This window comes from Candidatus Margulisiibacteriota bacterium, assembly GCA_003242895.1.
Taxonomy (GTDB): Bacteria; Margulisbacteria; Riflemargulisbacteria; order GWF2-39-127; family GWF2-39-127; genus GWF2-39-127.
Genome location: QKMY01000062.1, coordinates 1 through 13,121, shown reverse-complemented (window position 1 = coordinate 13,121; position 13,121 = coordinate 1). Strand labels below are relative to the sequence as shown.

Here is a 13,121-nt window from a genome sequence, read left to right as displayed (position 1 = left end):
ATGGCGCTAGTAGAGGTTGCCGAGCTTACCAAAATATATACTGAGACCCATGTTCCGACAACAGCGCTTAAGAATGTTTCCGTTACTGTTCATCAAGGGGAGTTCGCAGCCCTCGTAGGACCGTCAGGATCAGGGAAAACGACACTTCTTAACCTTATCGGAGGACTCGATACCCCGACTGGCGGAAGCGTCTTTCTCGATAATATAAACTTGTCAGGGTTGAAAGAGAAATTTTTAGCTCGTTTTCGATTGATGCATGTCGGATTTGTTTTCCAGTCATATAACTTGATCCCTGTGCTTACTGCACTTGAGAATGTGGAGTATGTGATGCTGCTTCAGGGAATAAGCGGAAGCGTTAGAAGGCAAAGGGCACAGCAAATATTAGAGGAAGTCGGTATCGGCGATTTCAGTGACCGCAGACCTGCTGATATGAGTGGCGGACAGCAGCAACGGGTTGCTATTGCCAGAGCTATCGTCTCAGAGCCGAAGCTTGTTCTTGCAGATGAGCCTACAGCTAATCTTGATTCAGTGACGGGAAGGCAATTACTAGAACTGATGAGGAATATGAACCGGAAGAAAAATATTACATTTATTTTTTCTACGCATGATCCTATGGTTATGGATTATGCCCGGAGAATAATCATGCTTAAAGATGGCATAATCGTGAAAGATGAGGTTAAGTCTTGAAAGTATTTTGCTTGGTTTGGTTGGTTGTTTTCCTGTTCATCCCGCTGTCCTCTGAAGCTCTGGCTCTGGGAGGGTACAATAAAACGATTTTTTCCCTGTTCCCTAACCCTAGAGCAAAAAGTTATTATATTGCTCTTAATCGGCAACGATTTGATATTAAAGAAAGTATTAATCCATATCTTTCAGCTGAAGTTATTGTCGATAATGAAGCTGTGATCGGGCCATTTCTGAGGAAAAAGGAATTCGATGCCTTTAAGAAAACCCGGTTAGCTGCTCCTGTTAATAATGCTATAACGGTAGTGGACAGTAGCCTTGTTTTTGACCGGCTGGTGTTCCATCGGTTTTCTGCTATGGTAGCCAACGATCCTTATGTTGTTACTCTCGGGCATCAGCGGGTAGCCTTGGGACGGGGAACCTTTTATAGTCCTACGGATTATTTTAACCCGGCAAACCCTTTGTCTATCGAAAATGAGCGTGCGGGATTTCAAGGTATTAATTTTCTTGGTTATAATAATGAATTTTCTTTTTTTCAGATCATCGGGTCTTTGGACCGGGATTGGAAATTAAACAGATATGCCTTGAAATACCAGGCGAATGTAAAGGCTATTGATGTCGCTTTTATGGTGGGCAAGAATGCCAGCAGCGCAATTATTGGCGGGGATAGTGCGATTAATCTTTATGATGGGGTGATGAGGATTGAATCCCTGATATATTTGACGGACCCGAATGTTGATTTAATTATCAATTACGATCGCTCTTTCGGTGAAGGCTGGTATGGGCTGGTTGAATATATTTACCATAGCGGAGGAGAATCTGATCGAAAGAGGGTAGTTGGTGGTATTGTCCAGCCAGTGCTCCCTGCCAGGGTGAGATCGAGCACGGTGGGCCTCTGGCAACCGCTTGCACGATATTACCTTGGAACCTCGATCAGTAAACAAATAACTCCTTTAATGGGAATATCTTTTAGTCTGCTGACAAGTCTGGTTGATAATAGTATGTTTGTTAATGCAAACATTCTTAATAATCTGGCAGCTAACTGGGATTTGCAAGCCGGAGGAACCGTGTCTATCGGGGACAGAACTACTGAGTTCGGCCAATATTCCGGTTTCTACTTTTCTTCTTTGCAGTTTTCTTTTTAATTATCTTATATTGAGGCAAGTTCGCGAACAATATTCGATGCTGATAAGCGATCCCCGGTGCAGCCTATTCAGACTTTTTGCTGTATATTAATAAGTTGCCTGTGGGGAGTTTGTTTGTTTTTACGGGTCATCAATCTTGTTAAGAAAAAAGGGTATTATTTAATAATGAAGGCTGTTGGTAAAAATCTTTCTCCATATTTACTGCAGGGGGTATTCATCATATGTCCCTCATAATACATGACCGTCGATGAGCCGCCATCCAGATTAGCTGCATTATAAGCTCCGTGTTTCAGGAGAATATCCTGTACGGTCCTTAGCGTTGCCCCAAGGCTAGATACTTGCCTTCCGTCAATTACGAGGAAGAGTACGCTACCGTTTTTAGTTTGCCCGATGGCTGTCCGGGGTTGTAGCCCGTAAGCTCCGTTGCCAGGCTTGATCTGTTCTTGCCCATTCACGATCAGGAAGGGTGAAAAGGACACCGCGTCTCTTAAATTAAGATTGGCTATCTCATCTCTTTTGTATCTTCCCAATACCAGGATGTTGTCATAATTGAACCCTATAATATCAAAACTTGAGGCCCGGCTTTTGAATACTACCTGTCCGTCCTTGATGACAATTCCGATAGGCAGACCGCCTTTCCCCCGCCCTTGCGGGTCTCTGAATCCACTGGCATTTATTCCTCCAATTGCGTTTTCGCTAGCTATCAGATTGCTTAGTTTTTCGCCGGTTTTTAAAATGTTTTTTGAAACTGCCAACTTTATCCTTGAAGGGTCATGGATTATCAAGAGCTTTCCTTTGTAAGTTTTTTCTGTGATATCTATAAGCTCTATATCCATTTTCGTTTCCGAATCAAAGCTAATGTTCGAGGCATCTGTCTTTTCAATTGGTACTATAATATTTTTTTGCCTGATCCTGTCGATTTCGGTTTTGTCTATGAACATGGTTGCCAGGTATTGATGGTTCAAGGTTGTCATAGCGGTCTCTACATAGAGCTCCCTGAGCTCTCTAAAAAAATCCATATCGCTGTTAATTGCAAAAGCAGCAAAAAAGAGAAGAAGGACTGTTAATGATGATATGAAAATCGCGAGAATTTTAATGAACTTAGAAATCATACAATAAATCCCAAAAACAAATAGGTTTGAAAGCTAAAAAATTGCATATATTATAACACATGTTTCATTTTACCCGAAAAATTAATTTTGGAATTGTAAATAGTTTTTGAGCTATTCTCTTAAATAGAAATATGAGGTGGCGTGTAGCCACCTCATAGCTAATGGTTTATACGTTTGGGAGTTTGTTTAGTGCGTTCTGTATTGCCTGTTCCGGATGTTCATGGTCAACAAGGTTCCTTGCGAGATAGTCGGCGTAGGCCGGTAAATCAAAATGTCCGTGGCCTGAAGCGCAGAAGAGAATCACTTGTTCTTTTCCCTCCTCTTTAGCTTTGAGCGCTTCATCGATAACTGCTTTGATGGGATGTTTATAAGTATAGAAAATTACATACTAAGATTGAATGCTTTTAATGCAAGGGACTACCTTCTTGCTTGCTTATTTGGTACGTAACGTATAGACTTATATTACAAAAATTAACCATAGGTGAATGAGACAACATGCCGATAATCGAGCCGGTAATCAGACCACCGGCGGAAGCTAATAGTTTTTTGCTGCAAGTGACTACGTCCTGTTCCGCCAATTCATGCTCGTTTTGCGGCGCCTATCGCAATAAACCATTTACAGTCAAGCCGATGAACGAAATAATGGACGATATTTGTCGAGAATCCGGGTATGATCCTGATATACGAAAAGTTTTTCTCCTGGATGGTGACGCATTGGTCGTTAATAACAGTAAATTACTCCCGATTCTTAGTGCAGTGCGGGCGGCATTCCCTAAACTTACTCGTATTTCAAGCTACGCAAACGGCTACAATATCAGCTCCCGAACAGATGAAGAACTCCAAACCCTCTATGACCATAAATTGCGCCTGATCTATATTGGTCTTGAGAGCGGGAATCAAGAGATCTTGAGTATGTGTAATAAACGATCAACGGTAGCAGAAATGATTACAGCCGTGAACCGGGCAGCACAAGCTCACATCAAATCATCAGTGATTGTCCTCCTTGGCTTGGGAGGGAAACGCTATTCTCGACAGCATGTTATTGACACCGCAAAGGCAGTCAACAAAATGCAGCCACGATATTTGAACTTCTTGTCACTTATGCTGGTTCCAGGGACCAGATTGTTTGATCAGGCGAAAAAAGGCTATTTTGAACTGTTAAACTCAAAAGAGTTGCTGGAAGAGACCTACGGGATGGTTGAACTGCTTGAACTGGAACAGACTATTTTCCGTTGTAATCACGCCTCGAATTATGTGCCTCTGGAAGGCCGGTTCCCACAAGATAAAGAAAAGCTCCTCGCCGCTATCAAAGCCGCAATTGATGGCGTGACAAGGTTAAAACCTGAGTTTTTTAGAGGTTTATAGTATCGGCAGTTTTTCTTTTTGCAACTATTCCCTATTATCCATGATAATTATTGTTTTGAAAAATTATAGCTGCACTATCATACAAGCGCAGGCCAGTTCCTATAACGATAGATTGCTTTTTTGGTAAAAACGAGAAGGAAGTTAGTCGTTTTATGGTTATCATTGCTAGACATTATCCTAATATCTGATTATATTGGTTATATAAATTATGCTTTTGTAAATATATATAATATTATAAGTTTATGAAACAGTATCTATGGGTATGTGGGCTGGGAATTCGGGGAAGTATTATACGATAAATTCTTGTGGCGTACCGTTGACGTACATAGACGCTAAGAAATTGCACAAAGCAGGCTGCAAGTAGCTTGCTATAACGAGGGAGGAAGTCCAGTGGCGAATATTATTTCAAAAAATCCGATTTCTATAATAATTGATTATTTTAAAAAACCGGATAATCACTTGGCTGAGGAGAAAGGCAATCTTGATACGAAGCATGTTTCCGGGGGAGAAAAAGGTGAGTTGGCGGCAGCTAACGCGATAGCGGCAGCGGGAAAACTTGATGAAAACAATCCTGGTAATAATAAAGGCGCCGAAGCGTTTTTAAAAAAAATGCTTGATAATAATAACTATAAAATAGTAAAGAATTTTTATAAAGAGAGCTTATTTCTACAGGATGATCAAGTTTCGATGAAAGATCTCGACAGTTTCAGCCAGGTGAAAGAAGCTTTACCAAGTAAAGCTGCATTAGAAATAATAATAGAATATTTTAAGAATAAAGAAAACCATAAAAAAGGAATGATTTTTTCCGGATACGATGAAATATCTAAAGAAGAATTGCGGTCGGCTAAAGGAAAACTAGGTGAGGACGCTGACAAATTTATCGATTCGTTGGTTGAAGGCGACAACTACGAATACCTCAAAAACTTGCGACGTGGCGATGGCTGGTTAATTTTTAATAATAGCCAAATAACTCTCGGGGACTTGTACGATTTATCCGCTATCCTCCCTGATGATCCTGAGCCTGTCAAGAATAACTCTGATTCTAGGTTTTTTGCAGATAGATATGATCAGTTGATCGATAAAAATCAATATTTAATTATAGTTGACGGCAAAGGATTTATTCAAGATCCCAGCCAATCAGGGAAGATAGTTTCTGAAGGACAATCTTATTGGCAGCTTATTAACGCAAAGATGGCCGAGGTAGATCCTAATCAGGCAAGGAAATATCAGGAAAATTTTGATAAGCTTCTCGAAGGTACCAAATATATGGCAGTACTGGCTGTTGAGTCTGGGAATACTGGTGTATTCCCGGCGTGGAAAGTTAAGCTTGAATCAGGAAAAATTGTATTAGATACGGATGAGTATGGAAAAACAGCTAATTCTGCTTCAGATGCTGATATGGATCTGATCCGCTCGCTTATTAATGCACAAAAACTAGTTGATGCTAATGTTTGGGTTGATAAGGGATACGGAGCTTATGCCAAAGAGTTAATTGATAGCGCTACTTTTGGCAATGCAGCATTGTTCCGGGATGAACAGGGTGTTCGCGTCCAGCGGCCTTCAGAAGATTGGGATGCTTTTCATTTTACGGATTATCTTAGTCCGGCTACCTGTCTTGATATTGCCGGTTTTGCAAAGAAGAGTAAGATGGGAGAAGACTATGCGAATTACTGGACAAAAGCTGCCAATGACAGTTTGAAACTTTATCAAGAAGCTTTTGCTGATACTGGTGAATTCCCTGCTAATATCGAATTTAATGTAACAAATGAATCAACTGTTGAGGCAAAGCCTATTAACAATTCAAAGCAGGAATACGATGGTATTCGCAGTCCTTGGCGTATAGCTGATTATATAATGAGTAATAAAATTGATAATACCGACGTAATTAATTTCGCTAAAAAAGTTTTAGCGAAAGGGGCTAATGTCCGATATACAAAAGTAGGCCTTGATGCGGCAATGTATTTGCCGCTGGCTGCGGCTGTAGACAATAAAGGCGAAATACAACGGCTTTTTGCTGCTCTTAAAAATAATGCTATCGGGTTTTCTAATTATTATGAGCAGACGCTTATTCTGTTAAGCTTGTTAACAACGAGTTCCCATAGCGAGCTTGACTTGTCACAAGCAGTTTTCGCAACTACTGATAATTCGCCGATAGCCAAACCTAAGTCGATAACTGAGTCAAAAAAAAAGGATACGCCGTCCACGTCATCCGTCACTAATAATTCAACTGGGAGTGCCAATTTGGACTCTCGGACAGTAAAGTGGATTGATCGCGGCTGGAAAGGTAATCCTAAAAACGAATTCAGCTTTACCGTCAATGATAGCTTTATTAAGATGGAAGGCAGAGTTGTCTCTGGGTATTATCTGGGTGGTAACGGATTCGACCTGAAGTTGCCTTCGATTAATAATAAAATATATTTTGATGCTATTACGAATAATAAAGATGCTTGCCGGTTGCAACTAAGGATCAAAATTAACGAAATTGAATATGGTTACGATATTAATCTGGCAAAGGGAGTAAATCCTAAAGCAGTTGTTCCTATAAGTGATTTTAAAAAAGTGAAAAATGGCTGGGATATGAATGGTCAACCTAAAATAACCTATGAGGATATTGGAAAAGTAAATAAATTACAATTTGAAATCGGTATTACCAGCGCAGCTGAAACAGGGGAGTATCAGGTTGATATCCCTCATTTTAAAATTATATAAAGAAATCTGAGTTGGATGAGCCCCGGAAATTCTGGGATTTTTTCAGATAGCTTCATTTCAATCCGTGAAACTGGTATAATACCATATTATGCCGGAATTGCCTGAAGTCGAAACTATTACAAATGACCTTGCATCTTTAATAAAGGGAGACACTTTTCTCAAAGTAACCGTAGCGGATCCCTTTGTGTTGCGCGATATTTCTGACAGTGACTTCGTGCGGCTGCTTACCAATAAAACGATTGTCAATGTGAAACGCCTAGGCAAAATGATTGATATTGTCCTGAGTGATAATTACCACCTTCTTGTGCATTTGAAAATGACCGGGAAATTCTATTTTTTTATTGATAAAGATAATAAAGCCGGAAACGAAGCAGCGCTTGATCAACTGACTCGGCACACTCATATTGTCTTTATCATGAAAAATTCTGGGATTCTTGCTTACTCCGATGTAAGAAAATTCAGTGTTGTCTATGTGAAGAAAGATGATCAATTGAATACAATTCCCTATATCGCGGAGCTGGGGGTAGATCCTCTAGGTAAAGATTACTCGTTTTCTAAGTTTACACAGCTTTTGGCAAAGGCCAAAAAACGTAATATAAAATCTTTTTTGCTGGATCAGCATTTTATTGCGGGGATAGGTAATATTTATGCTTCCGAAATTCTTTTTGAAACAGGTGTTTCGCCCCTTCGGACAATAAATACACTTTCTTCAAAAAACATAGAAGATCTTTTTTGTATGATTCCTGATGTTTTGGCTCGCGCTGTGAAGGCGAGGGGGACGACCTTTTCTGATTACCGGGATGTTTCCGGCGATAAAGGCAGTTTTCAGTCGAAACTGAATGTTTATGGACGGCAAGCGCAAAAGTGCCTAAAATGCGGACGCGAAATAATCATAGTAAGGCAGAATAATCGTTCGACTTTTTATTGTGGTTTCTGCCAGAAATAGAAAGATAGTATTAGGTGATCGTAAAATGTCAGCTTTTTTTAATAAAGAAGAGAATAGATTGGTTGTATTGCCTGTTTTTAACGAAGAGGAAACAATCCTTTCTGTTTTGCAAGAGATTAGAAGATATTATCATGGAGATATCCTTGTTATTGATGATGGTTCGACGGATCGGTCACGGGAATTAGTCCGGATGTGTCCTATTGCTGACTTATTTGTCATTTCCCATACAACAAACCGGGGATATGGCCAGTCATTGATTGACGGATTCCAATTTGCTACCGAAAAGGGATATGATAGCCTTGTGACTATAGATTGTGACTGGCAACATGAACCTAAGCTTATTCCGGATTTTTTTGAGCAGCTTGATGGATATGATATTGTTTCCGGTAGCCGGTATCTGGCAGAGTATGATACTAATGATGCCCCCCCCGAAGATAGGTATATTATTAATAAAACTGTGACCGAACTGCTTTTCCGGATTGGTTCATATGCTCTTACCGATGCTTTTTGCGGGTTCAAGGCTTATAACGTAGATTCATTAAGACGGCTTATTCTTACGGAAACAGGATATGGATTCCCTTTACAATTTTGGATCCAAGCGTATAATTCCGGACTGACAGTCAAAGAAATACCGGTAGCAAGAATATATATTCACCTTAACAGGTCTTTTGGTGAACTACTCGATGACGCAGGCAGCAGATTACAGTATTACAAACAAGTGATTCATGAGGAGGTTGCAAAGTGGAAATAGATGTGATGGTAATGGGAGCTCATCCTGATGACATTGAGATTGGGATGGGAGGAACAATCCTGGCACTCAATGCCGCTGGGTATAACGTAATCCTTGTTGATCTCTCCGACGGCGAACCGACGCCGGCTGGAACCCATGATATCAGAATGAAAGAGGCTGCAAAAGCTGCACAAATGATGCATGTAGAGAAACGGGTTACCTTAGATATGGTTAATCGTGAAATTATGGATACTGTAGAGAATCGGAAAAAGTTGGCTACGGTCATGAGAGAATATAAACCAAAAATCATTTTTGCACCGTATTGGGAAGATGGTCATCCAGATCATATTCAGGCTTCCAGGCTCGCGCAAGCTTCCCGGTTCTATGCCAAATTTGTTAAAACGGAGATGCCGTTTACCCCGCATTATCCGGGAAAACTTTTTTATTTCTTTTCTTCTCATCTGCGAATTAAAATGCAACCCTCTTTTGTTTTTGATATTTCAGATTATATTGATAAAAAGATAGAAGTGCTGGCCTCATATGAATCTCAGTTTGTCAGTAACCAGAGAAACCTTGCAGTCGCTGATCATGTCCGTCAGGAAAACGGTTATTGGGGACGTCAGATCGGCAGGAAATATGGAGAGCCGTTTGTTTGTCAGGAGAATATTGCGCTTTCTTCCGCCAGGAGCCTTTTTGATGCATGATAACTGTTTTCGTACAGTCTGTGATCCTGATATAGGTACCTGGGACCAGTTGGTAATAACTAACCGGGAAGCAATGTCCGGGTTTGTGTCCATCTTAACCGCTAGCCAGAAACAATCGTTGCGTCAAAAGTTAATAACAACAGCTTATGACTATACCAGGCATCTTAGTACCTTAGTCCGGGATGTTGATGATAAGGATATTTTATCTGAAAAAGATATAACCGGCGGTATTGATACGGTTCCCATAATAATGACCGGACACCAGCCAGTGATTTATCATTGCGGTATCCTCTATAAGAATACGATTTTGGAACAATATAGCAAAGCACGGCAAGCTTACGGCATTAATGTTATTATTGATACCGATGCAGGTGATGGCGGTAAATTCGGTTACCCTTTTCGATCGAATACTCATCTGACGGTAGAAGAGAGTTCAATTGCGACTCATCCTGGAAGGCTGCTTATGTTCCAGCATCTCTTTGATAGAGACACGCTTATCAAGGTGTTTTCTGCAATAAACGGATCTCTTGCTGAATTGGGGCTTGTTCGGGAAAGAAGCCGGCTTCAAGAAATCGAAGCTGTTATTACCTCGTTAGCCGGCGTAGCTGTTCCAGAGGCGAACACGCTGGTCCGGAGATATTGTGAAGGAGCTCCTCACTACTACGACATCCCTTTATCTTCGATACTCAAGTTTCCCGAATGCCAATTATTTTTTTCACATATAATAGAAGATGCAGAAAAATTTGTTCCTTTATTTAACTCATGTTTGGAGAAATACCGGAGAGAACATCATATCGGAAACTGTATTAATCCCTTTCCAAACCTTTGCTATTCTCAGGATCTGTTTGAATTGCCGTTCTGGGCCGTTAATAAAAAAAGCAAACAACGAAAACCGCTGTATATAAGAAAGCTTGGTCAATTGATTAATCTTTATTCCGGTGACGAGCTCATCGCGCAGGTTGATAACGCGCAGTATTATGCCCAGGCTATCCCCGAACATTATTTCATAGCTCCACGTGCTGTTGTTACGACGCTATTGTTACGAATGTTTTGCAGTGATCTTTTTATTCATGGACTAGGCGGGGCAGAATATGATAAGTTCACAGATTGTTTTTCACGAAGGTATTTTGATATTACTCCGCCCCTGTTTGTGAAAGCCAGCGCTGATTGCTACATTTTTCGCAAAGAAGTCGATATGTGTGAAGAGAAGAAAGCATTTTTGCATAGGTTGAGGGAGTACTATTATCATACCGAGCGTTATTTGGATTCAGGAGTTTTTGGTATGGAAAATGATGAGAAATTGCGTGCTTTGCTTTCTAAAAAGAAAGGGTATATTTCTACGCTCCAATTGGGGACATTAACAAAAAAAGAGCGTGCCGGGCTTGCGAAAGGGATTCATGCGGTTGATAACGAAATGAAATCAATTATTGATAAGAGCTTTACCGAAAAACAGCAGGCTTATGAACAAAGTATTGAGGAAAGCTCAATCGATACCTATTTTTTTAGGAAGTTTCCCTATTTTATTTTTCAATAAAATGTATATTTTCCTTAAGTATCTTTATTCGTAAAGCTTCATACCGTTGTGTTGGGGTAAATGGCGTCAGGCTTTCTCTTCTGTCGTAGCCCCAGGCTGTGGTACTTGTAACAATAATTGGTACGGACTGTACTCGTTTATAGCGATTATTATGAATAAGCTTCATTAGCCAGTCCAGGTCTTTGATAAAATTATCCGGTTTGTCCACTTCGTAAACTGAAATAACTTTCGGGTCAATTCCAAGGTTTTTGGCAAGAGATCCAGCTATATACCACTCTAAAAAATCTTCCGCATTTTTGGCGAAATAGAATGTAAGCTTTTCAATGATTGCATCGTGATAAACCCATTTAAAGGGGTCTATCTGTGTGTGTTTCAGCTCGGCTGAAGGTTGTATTTTATCACTGCCAAATTGGCCGTATTGGTCGGGGATCAGCTTCTCAGGAATAACTTCTTTTCCTAACAGTTGATTAATGTGTAATGCAAGTTCAAATACTTCTGTCTTGAGCAGGTCTCCCAAGGGAGCTATCGCGCCTCGTCCGTCGCCGTCAAGAGTATAGTAGCCGGTTGAGATTTCGACTTTGTTTCCGTTACAGGTGTATATCCCGTCATATTTGGCTGAGAGATCAGAAAGTATCTGATTTCTTATTTTGGATTGCATATTTTCTTCATTTAACGTTGATAACATTTTGCCGGTTCTGTCCAGATCTGTTTTGTTGAGCATTTTTATTTTTAAGTTAACCAACTCATCGATTGGGATGACCTGATAATTAATGCCGAGCTTTTTGGCTGTATGGGCTGCTGCAGTTTTGGTCTCTGAAGAATTATATTTTGTTGGCATATTTACAGCCATAACTTTATCTTTGCCAAAGGCGATAACAGCTAATGCAGCTGAAACCGCACTATCAATGCCACCACTTAAACCGATAATAGTAGTCGGATCACTTTTTGCCCCCATATTGTCTTTTATGTGCCTGAATCCTTCGATAAGGGCATCGAACTTTTGAGCGATTTTCGGTTTCTCGGTCCTTGTAACCGCTGTTTTTTTCTGAATGTCTTGAATGGCTGTCACGAAAAGCTCTTCCTGGTAAGGCGCTCTGCTTAAAATGACAGGATCTCCTTGCTGGTTATAGATTGTTGTTCCACCATCGAAGGTTATGATGTTTTTCCCATTATTCTGTGCCCCAGTGCAGTTAACATAGAAAAAAGGAACTTTATGATTATTAAGACTATCCTGAAGGTGCTTTACTCTTTTGTCCCGCGCATTATTTTTCCCGAAGGTCCATGGTGAGGAGGATAGGTTGAAGATTGCCCGCGCGCCGTTTTCGATGAGTATTTTTGTCGGATTAATAGTTTGGTTGTTTTTTCTGTATTCCCGACACCACATATCTTCACAGAGAATAAACCCTATCGGTATTTTGTTGCCATTGAAACTGATTAAAAATGGTTGAATGAGTGACTCGACAGCAGTCCCAGAATCCTGGGCAACTCCGAGTAAGCTATGGAAGTAACGTTTGTCATCAAAAAACCGGTAATTAGGGAGGAGCGTTTTGATCGTGATTCCCGGTGGCAGTATAGGTTTCCGGGTGTTTTGGGTGAGCGGTTCGTTTTGCCGGGGAACCGGGTTGCCGTTTTGATAAACGTAGACTGCATTATATCTTCTTGCTCTTCCATCCTCATCCGGATGATATCCGTCAGGATCGCCGATTCTTTCATTTATTTTATCATCAAGAAAAATATTGCCGAAAGCTATTGCGATCCCACTCTCGCTTTCCTTGCGAATTAACTCATTATATTTCATCAAGTCCGCGCATACATCGTCCCTGAGCCAGTCATCTCCAAGCATGTATCCGCCTATTGCCATCTCGGGGAAAACAATGAGGTCGACTTCTTGTTCTTTTGCTTGTCTGACCATCTCGAGTATTCTCGTGATATTTTTTTCTGCATTATTAGGAATAATTTTTATTTGCCCGAGAGCGATCTTCATATTTTGACAATCAGTGACAATGCTCATTATAGTTTTTCTTTAGTTTTATTTGGATATTTTACTAGGAATAATATCATATTTTAGACGCAAGGGCATCAATTTTAATCAGCACACCCCAACTCCTAAACAGAGAACTATATCAACTCAAAAAAACATTGTAGTGATATTGAAAAATAGAGTCAAACAAGGATCACCTAATTGGTGAGAAAAT

Annotated in this window: 10 protein-coding genes; 8 read left to right on the top strand and 2 right to left on the bottom strand. The window is 40.4% G+C overall.

Annotated features, from left to right (window positions below; all coding sequences use genetic code 11):
* Together DKM50_11780 and DKM50_11775 are read left to right on the top strand one after the other, a co-directional pair.
* Positions 1–687, top strand: a complete 687-nt coding sequence (locus DKM50_11780; protein PZM78235.1) for an ABC transporter ATP-binding protein — start codon at positions 1–3, stop codon at positions 685–687.
* Positions 684–1,826, top strand: coding sequence for a hypothetical protein (locus tag DKM50_11775; protein ID PZM78234.1), 1,143 nt, complete (start codon positions 684–686; stop codon positions 1,824–1,826). The genes DKM50_11780 and DKM50_11775 overlap by 4 nt, the downstream gene beginning before the upstream one ends.
* A gap of 155 nt (positions 1,827–1,981) precedes the next feature.
* Here DKM50_11775 and DKM50_11770 read toward each other — a convergent pair whose 3' ends face one another.
* Positions 1,982–2,938, bottom strand: coding sequence for a phosphodiester glycosidase family protein (locus tag DKM50_11770; protein ID PZM78233.1), 957 nt, complete (start codon positions 2,936–2,938; stop codon positions 1,982–1,984).
* 495 nt (positions 2,939–3,433) lie between these two features.
* On the opposite strand from DKM50_11770, the gene DKM50_11765 reads away from it, so the two are divergent.
* From DKM50_11765 to DKM50_11740, 6 genes are all read left to right on the top strand, one after another.
* Positions 3,434–4,303: a radical SAM protein gene (locus DKM50_11765; protein ID PZM78232.1), complete on the top strand. Its 870-nt coding sequence runs from the start codon at positions 3,434–3,436 to the stop codon at positions 4,301–4,303.
* 390 nt (positions 4,304–4,693) lie between these two features.
* The gene (locus DKM50_11760) at positions 4,694–7,012 is read left to right on the top strand and encodes a hypothetical protein (GenBank protein PZM78231.1); all 2,319 of its coding nucleotides are present in this window, start codon (positions 4,694–4,696) and stop codon (positions 7,010–7,012) included.
* Positions 7,013–7,100: 88 nt separating this feature from the next.
* A complete protein-coding gene (locus tag DKM50_11755) occupies positions 7,101–7,958 on the top strand; it encodes a hypothetical protein (protein PZM78230.1) in 858 nt (285 codons plus the stop codon).
* Positions 7,959–7,983: 25 nt separating this feature from the next.
* The gene (locus DKM50_11750) at positions 7,984–8,709 is read left to right on the top strand and encodes a glycosyltransferase family 2 protein (protein ID PZM78229.1); all 726 of its coding nucleotides are present in this window, start codon (positions 7,984–7,986) and stop codon (positions 8,707–8,709) included.
* Positions 8,700–9,392: a bacillithiol biosynthesis deacetylase BshB1 gene (gene bshB1 / locus DKM50_11745; protein PZM78228.1), complete on the top strand. Its 693-nt coding sequence runs from the start codon at positions 8,700–8,702 to the stop codon at positions 9,390–9,392. Before DKM50_11750 ends, bshB1 begins: the two co-directional genes overlap by 10 nt.
* The gene (locus tag DKM50_11740; protein ID PZM78227.1) at positions 9,385–10,926 is read left to right on the top strand and encodes a hypothetical protein; all 1,542 of its coding nucleotides are present in this window, start codon (positions 9,385–9,387) and stop codon (positions 10,924–10,926) included. Before bshB1 ends, DKM50_11740 begins: the two co-directional genes overlap by 8 nt.
* Here DKM50_11740 and nadE read toward each other — a convergent pair.
* Positions 10,913–12,937 carry an NAD(+) synthase gene (gene nadE / locus DKM50_11735; GenBank protein PZM78226.1) on the bottom strand — a complete coding sequence of 675 codons (2,025 nt, stop codon included), beginning with the start codon at positions 12,935–12,937 and terminating at the stop codon, positions 10,913–10,915. The genes DKM50_11740 and nadE overlap by 14 nt on opposite strands.
* Positions 12,938–13,121: the final 184 nt, after the last annotated feature.